At 47.8% G+C, this 22,669-nt stretch carries 15 protein-coding genes; all 15 read left to right on the forward strand.

Going from position 1 to position 22,669, the window contains the following annotated elements; all coding sequences use genetic code 11:
- Nucleotides 1–111: 111 nt before the first annotated feature.
- The 15 genes from ASL11_RS08080 to ASL11_RS08145 all read left to right on the forward strand — a co-directional run bounded on the left by ASL11_RS08080 (nucleotide 112) and on the right by ASL11_RS08145 (nucleotide 22,575).
- A complete protein-coding gene (locus ASL11_RS08080) occupies nucleotides 112–1,845 on the forward strand; it encodes a phage tail sheath family protein (RefSeq protein WP_056612226.1) in 1,734 nt (577 codons plus the stop codon).
- 41 nt (nucleotides 1,846–1,886) lie between these two features.
- On the forward strand, nucleotides 1,887–2,321 hold the full coding sequence (locus tag ASL11_RS08085; RefSeq protein ID WP_056612231.1) for a phage tail protein: 435 nt from the start codon (nucleotides 1,887–1,889) through the stop codon (nucleotides 2,319–2,321).
- A gap of 106 nt (nucleotides 2,322–2,427) precedes the next feature.
- The gene (locus ASL11_RS08090; protein ID WP_056612233.1) at nucleotides 2,428–2,799 is read left to right on the forward strand and encodes a hypothetical protein; all 372 of its coding nucleotides are present in this window, start codon (nucleotides 2,428–2,430) and stop codon (nucleotides 2,797–2,799) included.
- A 20-nt stretch (nucleotides 2,800–2,819) separates the two neighbouring features.
- On the forward strand, nucleotides 2,820–2,993 hold the full coding sequence (locus ASL11_RS37990; RefSeq protein ID WP_312886413.1) for a DUF6760 family protein: 174 nt from the start codon (nucleotides 2,820–2,822) through the stop codon (nucleotides 2,991–2,993).
- Nucleotides 2,994–3,010: 17 nt separating this feature from the next.
- The gene (locus tag ASL11_RS08095) at nucleotides 3,011–3,460 is read left to right on the forward strand and encodes a phage tail protein (RefSeq protein WP_056612237.1); all 450 of its coding nucleotides are present in this window, start codon (nucleotides 3,011–3,013) and stop codon (nucleotides 3,458–3,460) included.
- A gap of 49 nt (nucleotides 3,461–3,509) precedes the next feature.
- Nucleotides 3,510–9,173 carry a hypothetical protein gene (locus ASL11_RS08100; protein WP_056612240.1) on the forward strand — a complete coding sequence of 1,888 codons (5,664 nt, stop codon included), beginning with the start codon at nucleotides 3,510–3,512 and terminating at the stop codon, nucleotides 9,171–9,173.
- 36 nt (nucleotides 9,174–9,209) lie between these two features.
- Nucleotides 9,210–9,836 (forward strand): CIS tube protein, encoded by a 627-nt coding sequence (locus ASL11_RS08105; RefSeq protein WP_056612243.1) that lies wholly within the window; start codon nucleotides 9,210–9,212, stop codon nucleotides 9,834–9,836.
- A gap of 4 nt (nucleotides 9,837–9,840) precedes the next feature.
- Nucleotides 9,841–10,929 (forward strand): phage late control D family protein, encoded by a 1,089-nt coding sequence (locus ASL11_RS08110; RefSeq protein ID WP_056612246.1) that lies wholly within the window; start codon nucleotides 9,841–9,843, stop codon nucleotides 10,927–10,929.
- Complete coding sequence (locus tag ASL11_RS08115) at nucleotides 10,929–11,654, forward strand: phage baseplate assembly protein V (RefSeq protein WP_056612250.1); 726 nt, start codon at nucleotides 10,929–10,931, stop codon at nucleotides 11,652–11,654. The genes ASL11_RS08110 and ASL11_RS08115 overlap by 1 nt, the downstream gene beginning before the upstream one ends.
- 33 nt (nucleotides 11,655–11,687) lie before the next feature.
- Nucleotides 11,688–12,089 carry a GPW/gp25 family protein gene (locus ASL11_RS08120; protein ID WP_056612253.1) on the forward strand — a complete coding sequence of 134 codons (402 nt, stop codon included), beginning with the start codon at nucleotides 11,688–11,690 and terminating at the stop codon, nucleotides 12,087–12,089.
- Between the two features lie 49 nt (nucleotides 12,090–12,138).
- Nucleotides 12,139–15,213 carry a baseplate J/gp47 family protein gene (locus ASL11_RS08125; protein ID WP_056612258.1) on the forward strand — a complete coding sequence of 1,025 codons (3,075 nt, stop codon included), beginning with the start codon at nucleotides 12,139–12,141 and terminating at the stop codon, nucleotides 15,211–15,213.
- Between the two features lie 50 nt (nucleotides 15,214–15,263).
- A complete protein-coding gene (locus ASL11_RS08130; RefSeq protein ID WP_056612260.1) occupies nucleotides 15,264–17,498 on the forward strand; it encodes a putative baseplate assembly protein in 2,235 nt (744 codons plus the stop codon).
- A gap of 401 nt (nucleotides 17,499–17,899) precedes the next feature.
- Nucleotides 17,900–20,017 carry a phage tail protein gene (locus ASL11_RS08135; protein WP_056612263.1) on the forward strand — a complete coding sequence of 706 codons (2,118 nt, stop codon included), beginning with the start codon at nucleotides 17,900–17,902 and terminating at the stop codon, nucleotides 20,015–20,017.
- Nucleotides 20,018–20,054: 37 nt separating this feature from the next.
- Nucleotides 20,055–21,743, forward strand: a complete 1,689-nt coding sequence (locus ASL11_RS08140) for a hypothetical protein (protein ID WP_056612266.1) — start codon at nucleotides 20,055–20,057, stop codon at nucleotides 21,741–21,743.
- A 163-nt stretch (nucleotides 21,744–21,906) separates the two neighbouring features.
- A complete protein-coding gene (locus ASL11_RS08145) occupies nucleotides 21,907–22,575 on the forward strand; it encodes a beta-ketoacyl synthase N-terminal-like domain-containing protein (RefSeq protein ID WP_056612270.1) in 669 nt (222 codons plus the stop codon).
- Nucleotides 22,576–22,669: the final 94 nt, after the last annotated feature.

The raw sequence follows: 22,669 nt of genomic DNA on the forward strand, positions 1-22,669 counted from the left end.
TGGACACGTCCATCTTCTATACAAAATGACAAGCAGAAAGGAGAGAACTGGTTTCATGTCTTTGGCCATATTTATTGAGTAAGCAGTGCCATCTGACTGAACTGGGGAACAATGGCTGACTATTTATCACCTGGAGTCTATGTGGAAGAGTTTGACAGCGGAGCACAACCGCTTGAGGGTGCAAGCACAAGTACGGCCGGGTTTATAGGGCTTGCGCAAAGAGGGGAAATTGAAGGTGTCCCTCAACTGGTTACGAGCGTAGCTGATTTCCACCGTTTATTCGGGAGCTACTTGTCCGAGAATGAATTCGGCGAATATCGTTTCCTTTCTTATGCTGTAGAGCATTTCTACTTAAACGGAGGTAATCGCTGTTTCGTAATGCGTGTAGCGCCAACTGACGCGAAAGTAGCAACGAACAAAGCGGCTTCGAATAAAGAATCAGCAATTCTTGAGATTGCTTCCAAGAACCCTGGAACATGGGGGAACCAAGTTCGTATCGTGGTTGTGCCAGCTAGCAAAGCTAAGACGCAAATCTATGAAGTGCTAAGCGAATCACAATATCGCGTGAAAAACAACGCTGGATTTAACGTTGGCGACGTAGTTGCTTTTGAAGCAGCAGGCGTGAAGCAATACAGCAAAGTTGTCGCTTCCCAAGATAACATTATCTCGTTGTCTGAAGCACTTGATGGCGATGTTGTAGATAGCGGATTGCTACCTGCTAAAGTTCTGACAACAAGTGAATTTACACTTCACGTATTCTATGGTGACGAAGCTGAGACGTATGAGAAGGTATCCCTGAACATCACAGCAGCGAATCACATTGAGAAAATCGTTTCCCGTTCAAATATTATTACGGTGAAGGATTTGACAGAAGGTCAAGATCTTGGCGCAATCGCTCCTTTCGAGGTGCTTTCCGGTGAGAACGAAACAGCTGGCAAATTCCAAATCGCTTTGTCTGGCGGCAGCAACGGTTCCATCGCGAATGTAACACCTGATATTTACATGGGTGTTGATCGTGGGCCTGGCAAACGTACAGGGATTCAGTCCTTCATCGATAACGATGTCGTATCCATCATTGCGATTCCAGGTGTAACTGAGCCGACAGTTCAATTATCCCTTGTAGCGCACTGTGAAAACTTGGGCAGCCGCTTTGCAGTTCTCGATATTCCACGCGAGAAAACAAAGGTAGCGGATGTTATGACACACCGCAACATTTTTGACAGCTCTTATGCAGCGATGTACAACCCATGGTTGCAAGTATTCGATCCATTAGATAAACGCAACATTTACATACCGCCATCTGGTTCCGTCATCGGTATCTACTCCCGTTCCGACCAATCCCGTGGTGTTCAAAAAGCGCCAGCGAATGAAGTTGTTCGCGGTGCAGTTGGCCTCGATTGCCAATATAACAAAGGCGAGCAAGATATTCTGAACCCACAAGGCGTTAACTTGATCCGTCATTTTGCTGGACAAGGTATTCGTGTATGGGGTGCTCGTACAACATCGTCGAACGGTTTATGGAAATATGTGAACGTAAGACGTTTGTTCATCTTTATCGAAGAGTCCATCAAGAACGGCACGAACTGGGTTGTCTTCGAACCGAATGACGAACAGCTTTGGGCACGTGTACAGCGGACGATTGATGCGTTCTTGACGCGAGTGTGGAGAGATGGTGCTTTGATGGGCGGAAGTCCTTCTGAAGCGTTCTACATTAATATTGGTCGCAGCACAATGACACAGGATGACATCGATAATGGTCGATTGATCTGCGTAATCGGGGTTGCTCCGGTGAAACCTGCCGAGTTCGTGATCTTCCGTATTACTCAGAAAACAAGAGAAGAATAGTCTAACGTTAGATATTACGCATATTAGGAAAGGGGTATATTATGGCTGGCGAACGTAGGGATCCATACCGCAATTTTAGATTTAGAATTGAAGTAGAAGGTATTCAACAAGCTGGATTCAGCGAAATTTCTGGATTTGATGCTTCCTTATCGGTGATTGAATACAGAGAAGGAAACGAAACCATCACGCCTCGGAAGCTTCCGGGTCTTGCTAAATACGGTAACATCTCATTGAAATGGGGAGTTACGGACTCCATGGATATGTACAACTGGATGTCAGAGTCCATTCAAGGCAAAATTTCCCGCAAAACGGTCACGATTATCGCGATCAACGAAGAGGGCGGAGATGTAGCTACTTGGCAGGTTATCGAAGCATGGCCATCCAAGTACTCAGCACCAAGCTTCAAAGGGACTGGGAACGAAGTTGCCATCGAGAGCTTAGAACTTGCACATGAAGGTATGACACGTACGAAGTAATGTTTAGCTAGAGTAGGTGCCGGAGCGAATACCTCCGGTTCCTGACTCTTCTTTTTGTTAAAATAGAAGAATTAATTGTTTTCACCACGAAGGAGGTAATGACACCATGGCTTTCAAAACAGAATATGAATTTGAACTTCCTAGAGGGTATGTAGATGACAATGGCACGCTTCACAAAAAAGGTGTTATGCGCTTAGCGACAGCTGCGGATGAAATTTTACCGATGCGTGACCAACGTGTTCAGCAAAACCCAGGCTATTTAACGATCATTTTGCTTACACGTGTCATTACAAATCTAGGGGATTTGCGTGCGATTGACACACGTGTCGTGGAGAAGTTCTTCACAGCAGATTTAGCATTCTTACAAAACTTTTATCGTCAGATTAACGAGATGGATGCTCCAAGGATTCATACAAGCTGTCCAAAATGTGAGCATGAGTTCGATGTGGACGTGTCTTTTTTGGACGAGATGGCGTAACGGGCTACCCCATTGACAAAATATATGAAGAAGTAGGCTTCATTGCTTATTATTTTCATTGGTCACATGATGAAATTATGTCCATGGAGCACCGTGAACGCCGTACGTGGTGCGAGGAAATTTCGCGCATCAACCGTAATTTGAATGAAGAAGGTAAAAAACAGCCAGACAATCCGTTTGATGTGTTTCGGTAAGAGGTGAGTAACAAGCAATGGCAAAGAATTCATCCAAATTGCATAATGTAGGCGGCAACTTTCGTTTTCTCGTTGAGCTTGATGGACTAATCGTCGGAGGTTTCTCCGAGGTGACAGGCATGAAATCAGAGATCGAAGTAAAACCGTATTGGGAAGGTGGCTTGAACACCCATCCACACTATATGGTTCAACATACGAAGTACCCGAACATTGTGCTCAAAAGAGGTATCAGTAACGCCAGCGAGTTATGGGATTGGTACAATAATGCTGCACAAGGCAAAATTAGTCGCAAGAATGGTTCTATTCTTTTGTACAACGTCGAGGGTAAAGAAATGTGCCGTTGGGAATTCACAAGCGCATTTCCTGTGAAATGGAACGGACCCGATCTCAATGCAGGCAGTGCCAATGTGGCGATCGAGTCGATCGAGCTGGTACATGCGGGGTTGAAGACGATTTTTAAGAAATAAGATGATGGCATAACGTTATTGCTACGCAAAACTTTTAGGGGGATTGTTCATGAACTCTCGACAATCGCATAAACCCCGTGGCAACAAGAAGAAGGGTTCATTACGTTTTGCTGAAGGTAAACGCACGACAACTGTCGGTCAGACTTCTCGTCAGGCGAAGCAATTTGCCACTGGTATTATGGGGAAATATGGATTCGATCGGAATAATTATTTAGGCATGTTTGCCCTGATTTTTAAGGGCAAGGGATTACTGACAGATAAAGAATTAGCATCTATCAAGAACCCGAGTGATCGGGCTTGGATTCTGCAATTACAGCTACAACTGCAAAGCTTGAAACATCCAGAATCAGCACCTTTCATTACGAAGCAGCAAACGATTCAGCAAATTCAGAAGCTATTGACACAAAGTGGATATCGGTTACCGAAGCAAGTCCTTATAGATGGAAGTCATAACGAAGAGAAAAGTGTGCCCTTTGAACCAACGCAGGCAGCCGTTGATGTGCCTGTCAAGAAGAAGAGAGGACGTAAAAGCAAGAAGGAGAAGGAATTAGCAGGCCAAATCCTAGCTGAGCAAGAAATTGCAAATGCCGCTAAGCGTAATCGTGCACAGTCTAAACAAGAAACAATTAACGTCGTTAATAAACGAAACTCACCGATTATGCAGCGTTCGATGAGGCAGCTCGTTGCTTCGATAGGTATGTTAGCTCATTCTACAAGCAGCAAGATGAATCAACCGAGCCCTATGGTGAATGGCGTCCAACATACAGGTCACAGAACAAATATTAGCCAGAAAACAGTGAATTTATTATATAAACAAGCTTTGCGTGACAACAAGGACAGTGAGCTAGTCCGTTCGAGTGAGCAGGATGGAAAAACAGTTAGGGCGAATCATTCTAACGTCGCTCAGCATGTGGAAGCCATTCGAAGTACTTCCATTTGGCTTGAGCAGTTCCACTCTGGGAAGTTGAGTTTGGGACGAAATGACGACGAAGCTTCTGGTGCCCGTTTATCTGGGCAAATTATGCTGAAGTCGAATCCTTCTTTTCTCAATGTAGCTAAGCTGATCTTGCAAGAGGTAACGCAAACGCCAATGAGTCACCGCGGGTTGACACAGCAAGGTTCGCACAACATGAGTGAATCTGAGGTGCCAAGATCGAGCTCTACAGATTCCCAAACCATCGGAAATGGAAAGTCGTTAAAGCTGGGAGAAGGTCCTTTTTCGGAAGAGTCATCGCCAAGTACAGTTCGCTTTATTCGTAGTTTACTAAGCAAACATGCTGAAGGGCAGGATGTTCAAGCGAGCAAACTACAACCCGCTGAACAAGATCAGGCGGAAGGCTCTACACGCACAAGAAAAAGCGAATCTTTCATTGCGAAAGGGTTTCTTTCTTCCAGTCTACAACCAATGGCGATTAATGCTGCAAGCTTAACATCACGTTTACCTAGATCTATGCATGCTTCTGCAGGTTCATCTAGTCCTAGTCGTTCTAGAAATAGGGGAATGGATACGAGCACGACGAAGATTTGGCGTAAGACAGGTGATCAACAGGAAGCCACTAAGCTACAGCCATCTTCACAAGTGTTGCAAGAGCAAGGACCATTAACAGAAGTAGTCCAGAGATTACAACAAGAACGTGATGAAATAAGGCTACAGGAAGCGGCATCAAGTCAGTCACCTGTGATCGAACAACTACGTATTCAACAAGAGCAGCAGGAAGCTCAACTACGAGTACAACGAGAAGAGCTACAAGAGCAGCAAGAAGTGCAACTGCGAGTACAACGAGAAGAGCTACAAGAGCAGCAAGAAGTGCAACAACGGGCACAACGAGAAGAATTACAAGAGCAGCAAAGAGCGCAACAACGGACACAACAAGAAGAGTTACAAGAGCGAGAAGAAGCGTTACAACGGAGACAAAGAGTAGAACCACAAGTGCAGCAGGAAGCTCATCAACAGTTTACGCAAGCTCAGTTGCAGATTTCACAAGAGAACGAGCAGTCTACTAATCTGGTGCATGAGCGACAAGTTAGAGAGAATCCGCAAGTATTGCCTGAACTACAAGTAACGCAAAACAACCATGTAACTGACTTACAACGTGAACCTCAAGTGAGTCTAGGGCAAGAAGAGCCACGCGTTCAACAACAGCAGGTAGCTCAAGATGAGCCAGTTCACCAAGCTAAGCAAGCGCAACAAAAGCAGGATGTGGACATTGCAGAATCTGTGGTTTTGCAACCGATTGAGCAGCCTGTTAAGCGAAAAAGAGGACGACCACGCAAAAATAGCAGTCTCCAACAGACTAGTAAAGAAACAACGAAAGAAACAATCGTTGGATCCTCAGATAGCTCGCCTACTTCTACGGATGTGCCATTCATGGATACGACGACATCCGATTCTGAGACTGTGGGAATGCCAGAGCAGGAAAGAGTAGCATCCAAACACGTTGAGGTTGTGACTGCTTATCCGAGCCAGGTGTACAGGAAGCCTACGCGCTTGGAAAATAGACGTCCAAATACTCAGAAAATTCAAAGCAACGAGAGCTGGTTGCAGCAGCTCGTTACCTTACAAAGACAACCCTCTTCTAATAGTCATTCTTTCATTAGGAGTACAAATAGTGTAAACAATGATGGTATGCAAGTCTTAACGAACAGGACTTCTACCCAATTATCAATAAACGCAATAAAGCCTGATTTAGGTACAGATCTGTTGGCTAGATCAACAAGTAAGCTTAGAGATCAGCGCTTAAGAGAATCCTCCATAGCTTCTAGGAAAACTAGTCGAACTTCCAACGGAGAGGAACTGCGTGGAAGTAATCGGCTGCACCGTCAGCAGGTGAATCAAAGCGTAAACAATCAAAGCCTACCTATCCAACGAAAGTCGGACTTATCAGAAGGTAAACCACAAAGAGCAATTCCTATGGAGTCCAGCTGGAAAGGGGATGAATCCCTTCGTTCTGCTACTACACTAGGACAGCAAGAAGTTCAGACAAGTCAACAACAAATAAAGCAAGAAGACCAGATTCAAAGCAATAGGATAGTGGTGAGTGAGAAGTATCCCACTGGGAAGTTAACTACTGAGATTGCAGCTAAAATCGCAGAAGACAGTGTTCGATCTATAGGATCGTTGCTTTCTACACCAATACAACAGAGAAGCACAGAAAATAGAGAAGTTGTTCGTCTATTGCGCACTACTCTACGCCAAGCCGGAGAAAGCAACAACAGGATGGCAGATCTACAACAGTCTGGTTTACGAGAGGGCCATGGAGGAACGGGTCCACAAGGAATGACAATCAGACAAACCTTAGCCGCAGAAATAGCAGCAAAGGTAGCACAAAGCAGCATGAACTTCGTGAATTCAAGCAAAGCTGCCATGAACGGCCCGCAGTTGCTTCAACGCAGCTTACGCCAACCAACTAGTTTGGTGCAAGACGGTGGCAGTTTGTTTTCAACAGTAACGTCGAGGGAGAATAGGCCTCACAGCGCTGTGAGAGCAACTGAAATCAAATCAAGTGTAAGTGAACAGGCTACTGGCAAACCAACGAATGAAACAACGGTTGTTGGGATCGTTCAGCCAGCTAGTCTTACTCCTCTTGATATAGTTAGGCGAGCTGGAAGCCCTTCTCGTGTTAATCAGGTGAAAGAGCAGCAGGCTAGTATTCAGCGTAAAATCGACTTAGGACAATTTATATCTCGAAAACCAACCCTTAGCTCTCGCAACCAATCATCTTCAGCAAGCAGCGAGGGTGATGCTACGATTTCACGCTCAACTGGTCCATGGGTGAGTGGTCAGCTTACACTTCGGGCCGGGCGAGTCGAGAATGGTACGGTAACAAGACGAGCAAGCGGATCAGATAATGCGCAGTCATTGGAAATGACTAGCATTGCGGAGCACGGAAACGTGCAGAGGTTAGCTGATATCGATCGGAAGGACGAGAGACAGTCCAATAGTGTTGAAAGCGTTGAACCAATAAGTGACCCTGCAACAGAGGAAGTAGGAGCACGGGCTTCCTCGATCAATGAGAAACAAAATTCAACTAGCAGAATGATAGATGCACATATCGAACAACACAATTCTGATACTGCTACACAGATCCAATTGAGCCGAATGGATGAAGAGGTGGACATACAACCCAACCATCTGGCAAGAGAAGTTGTGCGTGGGAAGCTTGTACAACGGCTGTCTTTTGTTGAAAATAGCAGGCAATTGAAACCGATCAATGGAACTGACCATCTTCTGCAAGCTAGAAGTATAAGCAACACAGTAGTAGGGAAGCTCGTTCAGCGTTCACTAGCGAGTATGAATGGTATTCAGGTAAGAAGAGCTAATCAAGCAGATAACGTGCAATCACGTAGTGCATCGGGTGAATTAGTACGTAGTGTGCCAAGATCATCTGAGAACGAAATTAGGCAGCATGCAAGACAACGTGAGACTGCAGGACGGGTGGACAGAACAGTTGTTTCAGCGCCAACACATTCCGTGCAAAGCGAATCTGGAAGAACGATAGGTTCATCTCCGACTAATCGATCTGTTGATCTTACAAACCGTCAGATGCCTAGTCAGAATATGTTGGAAAGTTCGAACCGGATACAAGGTAAAGCAGGTATGGGTACTGGCAATCTAATTCAACATGCGAGTGAGACGAGAATTAGGCAATTAATCAATAAAGCATCTGCCCAGGATATCAGGCAAGGAATACTGCAGGGTGCTGATGGTGAAGCATCACCAAAACGTGGAGCAGTGAACTGGGCTGGGGCGCAAGCCGAACATCTTCAGAGACGCGTAGTCGTCGATGGCAGTGAGCGCGCGCCTATGCGGGAAGCACATGGTTCGGAGAGTCGCTTGGAAGCGGAACGCTTGCAAGTGGATTCGGCGGAGCAAACCATCAGGGCTATGGTGAGCGCGCAGGTGGAAGAGCGCGCACAAGGGCTAGAGCCTGCGGCCGCTTCGCGGGCCGCAGAGACGGTCTCGGTCGCGCGCGCTGCACGCGCGCCAAGAGCTCGCCAGAGCACGAGCATGACACCGCGTGTCATGCCGCTGCTGGCGAGCAGCGCAGGAGCGCTTCGCGCTGCTCCTGCGGGAATGGCTGCGGCTTCGCCTGCCGCAGCGAAACACCGACTGCCCGCCCGCGGGACGGGCAGTCTCATACAGGCGGCTGCCTCTGGCGGAGCCGCCGCAGCAACAGCTGGCGCGCGAAGCGGCGCCAGCATCACGAACAGCAGCAGCCAAGGCTGGGCTGCTGCTGCATTAACCAAGCCGCTGCCCACGCAGGTGCAGCGGCTTGCCAGACCCGTCGGCGGCATGCAAGGCAGCGCCGACATTCAAGGCACGCCAGCGATGAGCGTGCCGATGCAGTCCCGCTCGCAGCAGCCGTCCATCGGCGGGAGCAACCAGGGCACGCCAATGGTAAACATACCGATGCAATCAGCAAGTCAAGATCACCTTGCTTCACCGCTCAGCATGCTGGAGCATAAACAAGCACCTACGAGTCAACTGGCGAACGCTCCGCTCGACATGGACTGGCTGCGAACCAAAACGAGCGCAGACTCAGAACCAACACCAACTGCGCCGGTCGATCAGACACCGCCAGAGCTAAGTGAAGATCAGCTGAAAGAGCTGATTAAACAGCTTCCACAGCTGGATATCTCCAAAATTGCGGACAAAGTATACCGCGAAATCGAGAAAAAAATGAAATTCGAACGGCAACGCCGAGGTATATAAGTTTTTACATGACTATGGCAGAAAGGACGGATTCCTATGGCGCTTAAGAAAGCAATGATTATTGTACACAAAGGCAGTAAAACAGAAAATGTACAAGTCATGTTTAACCCAGGTGAGTATACGATTGACACGAGCAATAACTACGACTGGAAAACAGTGCCGGGTCTGTCCATGCCAATTGCTCAGTTCGTGAGCGGGGGTACGACGACACTCACCATGGATTTCTTTTTCGACACCTACGAGAAAGGGACGGACGTTCGTCAGTTGACGACGAAGATTTCAGGTCTCCTCGATGTGGAGAAGGAGATCCATGCACCGCCGCTATGCAGATTCGTATGGGGTTCACTGGATTTCAAGGGAGTCGTCGTCGGTGTAAATCAGCATTTTACAATGTTCCTGGATACAGGGGTTCCTGTTCGCGCTAAGCTGAAAGTGACGTTTAAATCCACACTGAGCAAGAAAGATCAACTCAAGCAAATTCCGCGTCATTCGGCAGATCGAACGAAATTGAAGATGCTTAATCAAGGTGATCAACTATGGACGATAGCTGCCAATGAGTACGAGGATCCTACGTTGTGGCGAGAAATCGCTAAGGCGAATGGGATCGATAATCCAATGAAAGTAGCCACGGGACGCCGCATTTCAGTTCCGCGGTTGGATTAAGCCGATGGCCTTAGATTTGGAAACGAGTTCTTTTACCTTTGACGACCTGGCCAAAAAATATGGTGATTTTTACGCCCCTTATTACGATATTAAAGTGGATGGCACGAAATTGTCGGATGATATCGCACTGGATAATCTACGTGTGGAGACAACGATTGATGGCACGGCTGACTCTTTTTCTTTTCGAGTAGCAAATGCGTACGATATTACGAAGAATGAATTTCAATGGCTATCTACCTTCACATTAGGTAAAGCCATTGATATCGGTTTAGGTTATGTAGACAAATTTACGCCTGTTTTTACGGGACAAATCACATCTGTCGTTGTGGATTTTCCAGAAGACGGCGCCCCTGGTCTCGTTGTGCGTGGGATGGATATTTCTTATCTCATGATGAAAGGGACGAAGTCTCGCTCTTGGAATAAGAAGAAATATAGTGAAGTCGTTGAAGAAATCGCCAAAACATATGGCTTCAAAACCAATGTGGATGCCACGACAACGGTATTTCCGGCACTTTCACAGAGTCAGATCAATGACTATCACTTCATTCAAAATTTAGCGAATTTAGTTAACTATGATTTCTTCGTTGTGGGGAAAAATTTGTATTTCCGTAAGCCATTAACGGCGATGACAGCCGTAATGACGTTGGAAATGGGCAAGACGCTCCGCAGCTTAATGATAGATCACAATTTGGCTGAGCAAATTACGGGTGTAACCGTACGAGCTTGGGATAATAAAGAGTTAAAAGTCATCGAAGGCAAGTCAGCCAGCGTGACGAAGCTCGGTTCTAATAGCAAGACTGGCAAGGATATTTTAGGCTCAAAAGGTGATTTCATCGAGCATATGTATACGAATGTAACCTCTGTAGAGGAAGCAAAAAGCTACGCAGATGCGATATTAAATCGCCGAGCCATGAAGCTGGTTAGCGGCAGTGGGGAATGTATTGGGATTCCAGAGATTCGCGCTGGGCGCTATATCAAGCTCAGTGGCGTTGGCAAGACGTTCGACCAACCGTATTATATTACAGGAGCAACGCACATTTTCGACGATGAAGGTTATACAACTCGGTTCCAACTGGGAGGGAATGCAGTCTAATGTTCAAAACTCCCGATATAACAATTGGTGGTATATCCGATTTTGCCAGTCAGAAGATTGGCGGCGTCATGGTGGCCGTGGTTACGAATAACACCGATCCTGATAAAATGGGGCGTGTGAAGCTCAAGCTGCCGATGCAAGAAACCGAAACGGAGACAGACTGGGTTCGTATCGCGACGTTAATGGGCGGTAAGGAAATGGGCAGTCTTTTTATACCGGAAGTTGGGGATGAGGTATTGGTTGCCTTTCATTTAGGCGAGCTGCGGATGCCGTTCGTGATTGGTATGCTGTGGAATCCGAAAAATATGCCGCCAACACCCGCAGAGAAGAATGATTTGCGCATGATCAAAACAAAATCAGGTCATGAACTGTCTTTCAATGATAAGAGTGGTGACGAAAGTATCACGTTGAAGACCAAAAAAGGCCAGATTATTGAACTCAAGGACAAAGATCAGAGCATTTCGATTGCGGACTCCAGTGGGAACAATAAGATTTTGATCAAAGGCGGGTCGGCAAATGAAATTTCGGTCGTCAGCCAAACCTCGAAGATTACCTTGAACGCCAAAGGCGAGGTCGGCATTGAAAGCACGAAGGAAATCAAAATTAAATCTACGCAAATTAACATAGAAGCATCTGCTACCATGGCGCTGAAGGCAGGGGCAACGCTGGATCTGAAGTCAGATGGGATCATTAACATCAAAGGTAGTATGGTGAAAATTAACTAGCGTCAAAATCAATTAGCGAGAGGGCGTGGCGAGATGTCGGAAGCATTTTTGGGACGAGGATGGAAATTCCCTATTCAGGTAGACCCTGCAACAGGAAGAATCCGAATGTCCGAGTATGAGGAAGACATCGCTGAAGCGATTCGCGTCATTTTGGGCACCACGCAAGGTGAACGTGTTATGCGTCCTTCTTTTGGATGCGGCGTTCAGGAATTTATTTTCGGTTTAACCGACGATACTACGCTTCATTTGCTGCAAAGTAATATTGAAGAGGCCATTCGCAACTGGGAGCCGAGGGTTTATGAGGTTGAAGTGAAAGCCATTCCAGAAGCGGATGACCCGGCCAAAGTCATGATTCATATTGCCTATCAGGTGCGTACTACGAACAACTTGTTTAACCAAGTCTATCCGTTTTATTTATTTGAAGGTTCGAAATAGAAAGAGGATGCGGAACCGATGACGATACGTGCAGAGAGGAGGTGGAACTGTGCAACCTCCCAAAATTGATGCCAGAGACATACCTGATCTGATCGCCCAAATGAAGGAAATGGCGCCGTATTATACGCCAGAGTGGCGATTTACGCCAGAGAACCCGGATCCGGGTTCGGCTTTATTCCTCATGTTTGCGGATATGTTTCACGATAATATTAAACGATTGAATCGGGTACCCACGAAGAATCTGATCTCGTTTCTGAATATGTTCGATGTCACGCTGCTTCCAGCAAGACCGGCCAGTAGTTACCTGACATTTGCATTAAACGAAGGGACGAAAGAATCTGTGTTTATTTCGGCGGGTACGCAAATTGCTGCTGCCTTAGAGGCCGATACGATTCTATATGAAACGGCACGCAGCGCCTTGTTGACGCCAGCCGTGCTCACAAGCATTTATGTGACAAGTCGTAAACAGGATATCATTGTCCGGATCACGGATGACTTCTTACTTGCGAGTCGTCAAGGCTATGCGTTCCCGAAGAAGCTGTTTCGTCTTCAGGATGGCGACAATTTACAGGAGCATGCCTTGTATTTGGAGCACAGTTCCCTTTTCACGGTAACCAACCCGGCACGAATTGAGATCGAATTCCGGAACGGGGCGAAACGCTTTGAGGAGTTCGGTATGTCCAGCCAACTGGCAGATCCAGAGCTTACGGAATGGCTGTATGCAACAGCGGATGGTTGGAAAGCATTTGATGCCGTAGAGGCGACGGGTAATCGGGTTATTTTGCTCAAAAGTGTTCGTGAAGAGCTTGCTCTTAAAGAAGTGAATGGCCAAAGCGGTCGCTGGATTCAATGCCGATTAAAGCCGCTCGAAACTGGTCGTACGACGCTCGCTGACAGCAGGCTTTCTATGGATCATATATCTTTCAAAACAGACTATGTAGATACACTCGAAACGGGTGGTATTCAACCTGATCAGATGTTTTACAATGACATTGATGCGGATCCTTCGGGGTTCTATCCATTCGGTGATCAATTCGCCCTGTATGGCTCCTTTTATATTGGGAGTCAGGAAGTGTTCACGAAAACCAACGGTGATATTAAGCTGAGTTTCGGTCTGCAGGCGATTGAGAATCGTTTTGGAGCGGAAAACGTGGATCAAGTTGACTGGAAAATGGTCATGAAGAAGAACAAGTTCGATAAAGCACCTGTTGTGCATGTGACGGTTCTTCAAGTGGCTTGGGAATATTGGAATGGTACGACGTGGGTGCGGCTAGATGTGGGCAAGGATGCGGAGAAGCTCTTCTACTACCCCGTTCAGCAAAAGGTTCGCAAGGAGATTGAGTTCCGCTGTCCGCCTGATCTTCAGGCTACTTATGTGAACGGGAATGAGAACCGCTGGATCCGAGCACGTATCTTACATATCGAAAATGCGTATATCGCGCAGGCTTTATATTTATCACCGTGGATAGATGACGTAGCGCTGACGTATCAATACGAGGATCGTCTTTATCAAGCGGATCGTTGTTTGTCCTTCAATAACACGGTTTTCGAGGAACGAACTAAGCATAGCCGTCAATTGGCAGGCGGATTTGAACCTTTCCAGCCTTTGGAAGGCAGCCATCCAGCGCTATGTTTCTCTTTTGATACACCGCCTGTGAGAGGTCCAATTTCGATATTCGTCTCGATTAAACAACAGCGCTTCTCGGAGCATGATGTTCCTATGCTGGAGTGGGAGTATTTACGAGCAGGCTTGCTCCCAGGAACTCCACCGGAGTGGGTGGCACTCAAGGTTATCGATGAAACGAAAGGCTTGACGCAAAGCGGAACCGTGCAGTTCGTGGGTCCATCTGATTTTGCAGGCGTCTCTCTATTCGGTCAAGAGGGTTACTGGATTCGGGCTACGAATCGGGATGATATCTATGATGATGTGACGGGGCGTGTACATATTCCGACGATTCAGGGCGTGTATATGAATACGGTTCATGTCCTCCAGCAGGAGACGATTACAGGTGAAGTACCTGAGGTTAAAGGGCTGGAAGAAATGGAATATCAGCTGAGCAGACAAGGAATCGTGTCGGAGGAAGTATGGGTTGATGAGACCGAGTTCGTGACGGAAGAGGATATCTCTGAGTACGAGTTATCTGGAGCACCGCTCATGGACATTCGCCGCGATTCAGAGGGGAATATTCTGCAAGTATGGGTCCGTTGGACAGCTGTTCGCGATTTGACGTTATCGAGCAGCCGAGATCGGCATTATGTGATTGACCACACCTTTGGACGCATTCGTGTAGGGGATGGTGTTCATGGGATGCACCCGCCGAAGGGCGGACTAGAGCAATTGAAGGTCACCTACCAAGTTACAATGGGTCAAATCGGCAATGTCCCTGCTCGTCAGATCAATCAGATGCAGGATTCGATTGCTTTTGTGGGTGAGGTATATAACCCTGAACCCGCATCGGGCGGTTGTCAGGCTGAGAAGCTGGAGTCTGCGCTAGTGCGGGGGCCAGAGATGTTGAAGCATCGTAACCGAGCTGTTTCGTCCAAAGACTACGAGTGGTTGGCTAGAGAAGCCTATCCGAACATCGCGAAGGTGACGTGTATTCCGAATCGGAATGCGTATATGAAAAAAGAAATCGGAGCAATGACGCTTGTTATTTTGCCAAAAGAAGGCCAACAAGGCAGTTCAACGTTTCCTGAGCTGAAAAAACAAGTGGAACGATTCATTCTGGGGCGTGCCTCAAGTCTGGTTGCTTTCCCGGAACGCTTGCAGGTCATTGAGCCAGTGTATATGGAAATATCCGTTTCTGCTGTAGTCGCTGTTGAGGGAATGGATACGGTCGTTCTCACAGAAATTCAGGCGATTGAGAAATTAAATCGTTTTCTTGACCCGCTAACGGGCAATTTTGATAATAAAGGTTGGGCCATTGGTGCGCAGATTCATCCTTCCGTCTTTTACGCGCTGTTGAAATCGATTCGGACAATCAGCCATGTTGAAAAGCTGTATATGACCGTATTCAAAATTGAAGACGGTGAGCGAGTAGAGCTGGATGTGAATCGTCTGCCTTCATTGCCACATAGCATGATTGTGAGCGGAAAGCACAAGGTGGTTGTAAAAGTACTGTAATATTTGTGAAGCAAGTTTTTTATATGAAAACTTTAAGGAGGTGAGCACAAGTGCTGCCAATTCCCAATTTAGATGACCGGATGTTCGAACAAATGGTGATGGAGGCGCGGAAGTCGATTCCGAAGCTATTTCCAGAATGGACAGATGAGAATGAGCATGATCCTGGGATTACGCTGCTAGAGTTAATGTCATGGATGACTGAGATGCAGCAGTATTACTTAAATCGGGTGACGGAGCGCAGTGAACGTAAGTTTCTAAAACTGTTGGGGATTCGTCCTCGCGATGCCGTGTCCGCGGTTTGCGATGTGACGTTTACTGGCGCTACGCAGCAGCTTGTGCTCCCTAAAGGAACGCCGCTGTCCGCGATGGATCTGCGTTTTGAGACGCAGAGTACGGTACAGTTAGTTCCAGCTGCTTTGGAGAAGGTGCTTGTACGTACGGAAACGGCTGCTGCCGATTATACGTCGAACAATCAGGCCAAAATTGCTTTCTATGCTTTTGGTGCGGATGCCCGTAAGGGAGCTCATCTGTATCTCGGTTTTGATCAGGCCTTACCAATGGACACGGAGATTTCGATCTATTTTAATTTGTTTGACCGTTACCCTGTGACCGTAAGTCATCATGCAGAAAAGTTGGCACCAATGATTTCATCAGCCAGAGTAGCTTGGTCCTTCGCAGGTGCAGGCGGAGATGGACAGTCAGAGAGTTGGCTGCCGATTGAGCCCAAGAGCGATACCACGGTTCATCTATCGCAAAGTGGGGAGTTTAAGTTTTTCATTACTTCGGAAATGAAGCCGATGTCCTTGTATCCAGCCGATGATCGTGGCCGCTATTGGCTCTGTTGTACACTGGAGGAGGACGGCTACGAGCTGGCTCCCAAAATTGAGAAGATCACGCTCAATGCGGTTAAGGCAGTGGAGCAGGAAACCTTTAGCGAGGTGACGGCTTTTAGCAGCTCTGGCGAGCCAGAGCAAAGCTTCGAACTAAGCTCATATCTCGCTTATAACGGCCTGCACACCGTTCAGGTGCTGGATGAGCAGGGCCGTTGGCGCGACTGGCACACAGTCGCCAACTTAAGTACTTGCGGGCCTAATGATCTCTGCTGCGAGCTGCAGCAGGATTCGGCCCGTAGGATGACCCGTCTTCGCTTCGGCGACGGGGTGCATGGCAGTATCCCGCCGCAGGGTGCGCAGCGGGTACGGCTTGTTGCTTACACGGCTGAGTTTGACTACAGCCGGTATGTGGGAGGCAGCAAAGGTCTGCCTGGGCAGACCTTTGAGATTAGCCGCGGACGCGTGTATAAGCCCAGCAGCATGCTGCTGCAGGTTGGCTACCGTCCGCGGGGCGAAGACAGCTTCGTCTGGGACGACTGGACGGCCGTGGATGACTTCGATAACTCGAAGTCGACGGACCGCCACTACGTCTACGACGCCGCTGCAGGCATGATCCGCTTCGGGAATAACGAAGCGGGGTTAGTGCCGCGCAAGTCCGGGGAACCGAACATTCGGTTCCTGGTCTTGCAGGCAGGGGGCGGTGTGCGAGGCAACGTGAAGGACGGCCTCGTGACGGGGTTCACGGCCTCACCTGGCGTGAACGTAACGAATCCGTTCCCGGCGCGTGGCGGCCTGGAGGCGGAGACGCTCGCGCAAGCGAAGCTGCGCGTGCAGCGCGAGCTGGCTGCGCCAACGCGCGCGGTGACCGCCGAGGACTACGAGGCGCTCGCGAAGGCGGCGCCGGGCCTCCGCGTCGCGCGGGTGAAGGCGATCCCACTGTATAAGCCGGGGATGCGGGATTACCCAAGGGTATCGGCGCCGGCGCAGATGACCGTGGTGGTTGTGCCTTACAGCGAGAGTGACAAGCCGAAGGCTGGCAAGGGCTTCTTGCAAACGATCAAGATGCATCTGGATCGGCATCGGCTTCTGACAACGGAGCTGCATGTTATTCCAGCGGAGTATATTAAGATCACCGTCCACGCCGTCGTGGTGATGGAGCCGAAGTATAAGAACGAGCAACGGCGCATCGCGCTCGAGCTTCGTAATCTGCTCCAGCCGATGGATCATGGGCAGGGAGCGGAGGGCTGGCGTTTTGGGCGAACCGTGTATAAGGGAGATATTTACGGCGTCATTTCCCGCATCAAAGGTGTCGTATATGTGCAGGACATTTGGCTTGATGCCGAAGGCACAGGCTTCCACAAGGATGGCGCTGGGGATATTCATATCCCGCCTTATGCGTTAGTCTACTCCGGCAATCATGAGATTGAAACGATCAGTCAGACGGATTTGTAGAGGCCAGTGGAAATGGTGTTTATGGTTGGATGTTAAGTAGAAGTAGAAGTAGAAGTAGAAGTAGAAGTAGAAGTAGAAGTAGAAGTAGAAGTAGAAGTAGAAGTAGAAGTAGAAGTAGTGCTCAGTTGAGTAGCTAGCTTTCAAATAGATGTAAAATATACATCTATTTTTGCCGAATTACATGAGATTTAGCAATTAGATGGAAAATGTACAGTTAATTTGAGCAAGATTGGCTGTTTGGTGGATTTAGGCGGAAATTAACTGTAGGAAATCCATCTATTGCTCCCAGATGGGGAGAATCAGCAAAATTAGCTACATAAAATCCATTTAATTTGTTTGGGGCGACGGAGAATACGCCAGAGCAGGTTGTGGGTTCAGTTATAGAAAAGAGGTGACGAACGATGCAGGATGGACAAACGTTTTTTTCGCTAAACAAGAAAATGGATTGGGAAGAAGGTTTTGATGCGAATGTTCATATGCTGGAGCAGGGCTTTTCGATTCAGCAGTCGGAGAAGTACAGCATTCATCGCATCGTTCGCACGGATGAGCTTGAAGGGATTCCTCCTATTCGCGACATGACGGTAGGGCCTGGGCGGAAGCTAATTTTGCTGGATGAGTCAGCGAATGTGTGGATTTACGATGATGAAAGTCGACACAGGGAGTTACTGTTTCGCCATGGTCACGAATTATTCAGCTCACAAGCGATGCTCGCATCAATGTCGGATCTGCTTGTGATCGCTGATAGCGATGAGGGCACAGAGAGAAGACTTGCTGTCTACTCCATCTCCAATGGTCAGACCATGTGGGCGGTTCAAGACTGGGAAGGTTTGAGTTTATATCCGCTTTCCTTGAATACAAAGCTTCAAACCGCGAATACGCTATTTATGGCGGTTCCTTTGGATATTGCGGTTGGTATGAATGGAAGTCCCGAAGTCCCAAAGGACGGTCGGATTGGCATTATACAGTGGAACTCGGCTGGTGAGGTGATGCGTGTGTATGAGCATGACGCACATTGTATGCCAGAAGCGATTCCGATTTCGAAGCTGCAGGATCGCTATTTTACTGCGGCGGCAGATGGCACGATTGCCCTGCTGGATAACCAGCTTCGGTCGGTGACGGTGTTCCATGAAGATGGGCGAGAGCCGTTCCATTTCCAATTGGAGCAGGAGGGGCGATTTGCCGGCATTTCCATTGATACGAATCATAATCTCTATATAGGGGATAGCGGTTACGCGCAGCAAGAGGGTGTGACGGAGCGGTTTATTTTAAGATATCGCGGCAATGGCACTCCCTTGGATAAGGTGACAGGCTTTCGGGGACGAACGGATAAATTAGTACGGGATGGGCGCAATCGCCTGTATGTGTTTGATCGAATGAGCGGTCAGATTAGCTTGCTGGACCTTCGAGCTCGAACGATGCTGCTGGAGGATACGCAATTGCCGGAGGCCGTGTACTTCTCTGCGGATCTCGATACGACGGAGACCGAGACGACGTGGCACAAAATACGGCTGGAAGCAGATATCCCAGAGGAGACGCAGGTTCGATTTTCGTATTATGCCTCGGATGAAAGTGAAGGAATGGTCGATGGGGATTACGTAAATCTCACTAGCTATTTCACGGATCCGGATATCTCGGTCAAAGAAAAGCTAAGAGCGACGCGCGACCTATGGTCAGAGCCGATTCTGAATCCGAAGGATGCGCTGCTTATGAATGCGAAGGGGCGATATCTCTGGTTCAAAATGGAGCTGGTTGGCAGTGAGCAGAAATCTCCGTTTATTCGTAAGTTGAGGGTGTACTACCCACGCACCTCACTGATCGCGTATTTGCCGCCAATGTATCAGCAGGATGAGGAACATAGCCCTTTCTTGGAGCGATTTCTTGCGATGTTCAGCACGTTTTTTGACGATATGGAGGATACGATCGATCGGATTTCGGGCCATTTTGATCCAGATGCGGTGTCTGGGCCGTACTTGGAATGGTTGGGCGGTTGGCTTGCCATTACTGAGCATGAGGCTTGGGGTGAGAATAAGCTGAGAGAGCTGATCAAGCGGGCACCTGAACTATACAAGCTGCGGGGTACGCGCGAGGGCTTGATGAATATGCTCCACATTTACACGGGCGCTGAGCCATTCATATTGGAATATTTTCAATTTAAGCAAATGCAAGAAACGTCAGAGCTGCGGCAGCTTTTCACCCAGTTATATGGTGATAATCCATACACCTTCTGTGTACTGCTGAGGCCAGAAAGTGTGCGTACAGATGAACAGCGCTTAGTGATTGAGCACATTATTGAAGATCAGAAGCCTGCTTATACCGAGGGCAAATTGATTGTGCTGCAGCCTTGGATGTATGCGGATATGCATACCTATCTAGGTATTAATACGTACTTGTCTGAACCTACTTTATTAACCCTCGATCAGCGCTCGTCGATGCCTTACAATACGGTGCTGATTGATGTGGATCGTGATAAACGGATGGATATACATACGCGCTTGGGACTAGATTCCGAAATCGAATAATAAATGAAATTGAGTCAGAGAAGGTGAGGGGATCGTTATGAAAAAATCACGTTATTACCCGTTTGAACGCAATCGGTATTTCTATGGAAAGCTGCTGACGGTCAGAGATTTCGAGTCCGAGCAAAAGTATTTTAATGATAAACGCAGAATGATGAACCGGCTTCTACATGGTTCTGGTGTTCTAACCGGCCTGCAAGTCGTAGCTGTGGATGAAAAGTCTGTATCGGTCGAAATGGGAGCTGCAATCGATGCCTTAGGACGAGAGATTGTTGTGCCATCTCCGATGACGATGAAGCTGTCCATGATGGATGGTTTTTCGAACAATCAGTATGCTAAGAACGTTTACCTCTGTATTGCCTATGATGAAAAGGAAAAAGAACCCGTTCACGCCGTAGCGAACTCTTCCGTCCGTTCGGACGAAATTAATGATTATAATCGTGTGTTGGAAAGCTATCGCCTGTTTATCCGTGAGGATGCACCAGACCCAGCTTCCTTGCCGCTGGCTACGTTGTCAGATCAGACGATTGTCCTATATCAGGATAAGCAGGTACGCGTCCTGCAAACGACACCGCGCTATGTGAATCCGGGGCAATTGTTCGAGATGACGCTGCGTTTTGAGAAAACACTGAAAGCTGGCAGATTGTCCTTTCAATATGAGCTTGATGCTCATCGCGTAGAGGCGATCAATGGGACGACTATTGTGTTCCAAGAGCCGCAAGATGCGCAAGAGAGCGAATATGAAATGAAGGTGCTGCTTCGTGCCGATAGTACAGCTGCTGTGAAAGCGACAGTCGGTGTGAAAGCAGGAACAGGGGCTTTGAAGCTGGATGATAGACAGCTGGAGCTGCAAGCACAATCCATTGGCGAGATTAGCATCGTGACTGAAGCGGTGAAAGAGCGGTTGATGTCGGATTTCGTGAAGCAATCCTTGGAAGCATCCTTGGAAGCACCATCGGAGCCGTGCATTTATTTGGCCAAGATATGTTTGATCCAAGTCGGACCGACTTATGTCATAGAGAGTGTTGAGCAAGTACCGTTCGGTGAATACGTCTACAATACGTCCGTGATGTACCGACTCGGTCAAGCCAGTCAATATCGGGAAGAAACGTCCGGTCAATTCGTAACAAAGTCCAAAGTGAAAACCTTGGCTCCAGGGCAAATGCCAGAGTTGAATGTGAAATACAATCCTCTGATCAGCGAGTTGTCTTTTGATTTGGGAATTCCAGCTGGCGGCGGCAGCGGGATTGCTGGTATTGTAAGCGGATATGTCGACATCCCGATTGAACCTTTTACGAAGATTGCTGTTTCACCATTCGGGCGTGCGATGAAGAGCTTCTATTCAGGTGAGATTGTACACGGACTTGGCGAGGGGAATGTGTTGATCATCACAAGCTTAGAAGAACGAAGCGGCGATGCGTTCTCGGATATTCTTTCTAGCGGGGACCGCGTATATGGCGGGGCTTCGGAAGTATTTAAAGGCAGCGAATTCGAGCCGGATGCACCTGAAGTGAAGATCGGCACGATCGCGTACCCGCAGAAGGGTACGTTCCGTATCGGCGTGAAAGTGCAGCAATCCGGTGAGCAAGGCAATGTACGTGTGCGCTGGTGGGCATACAGTGCCGAGATGGCAGGCGTAGCGCAAGGTAGTGGCGCAAGCGGCGATTCCTTGGACGAAGCATTGTCGGCCATGAGAGAAGCGGCTTCGGCAGGTAGCGACACGGAGTAAATCAATAGGATCGTCCTGAACAAGATCAATTGTTTGGGACGGTCTATTTGTTTTTGTTGATGGGTTGGAGCTATGGTACTAGACGAACTTAGTACTATGAAATTGACCTGTTATAGACGAAAATGGATGATATTACAATAATTTTCCTCTAGGGAGTGTTTTCATGAAATCTGTTTATATAACTAGTATCGGGAAGTTTCTGCCTGGTGCACCAATCGCTAACGAGGAAATAGAGGAATACCTCGGAAAAATAGGTGGAAAAGGCTCGAAATCTATGCGGCGTATTCTAGAGCAAAATAAAATTAAATATCGTTATTATGCCATAGATAAAGATCAAAAAAGTCTGTATTCAAATGCCGAAATGGCAACCAACGCGATTCGTGATGCGCTCGAGCGGAATCACGACGATTTATTTAACCAAGTAGACTTTCTAGCTGTTGGCACGACTCAGGGCGACCTATTGGTGCCTGGTTTTGCCAGTATGGTTCATGCCGAAACTAGCCTGCCTGTCATGGAAATTGCGTCACATCATGGCGTCTGCGGCAGTGGTATGCAAGCAATCAAAAATGCTTTCCTACAGGTACAGTCGGGGGAGAAGAAAGCCGCTGTTTCTTGTGCCAGCGAGTTTCCAAGTCGTGTTTTTAAACATACTCGCTTTGAAGCGCAGGCTAAATTTATGGATCGTCCGATTCCATTTGATACGGATTTTCTTCGGTTTATGTTGTCTGATGGCGCGGGTGCCGCCGTGCTTCAGCCTGAGCCAAGCGACCAGGGCCTATCCCTCAAAATTGAATGGATAGACAATAAATCTTACGCCAATCTATACGACTGAACTGTGACCCGTAAGATGGACACTTTGAAAAAAGTGCCCTCTTACGGGTCATTTGTGTTTTAATCAGACTATGAGAATGGAGCGGAGGAAGAAA

Source organism: Paenibacillus sp. Soil750, assembly GCF_001428045.1.
GTDB classification, from domain to species: Bacteria; Bacillota; Bacilli; order Paenibacillales; family NBRC-103111; genus Paenibacillus_E; species Paenibacillus_E allorhizoplanae.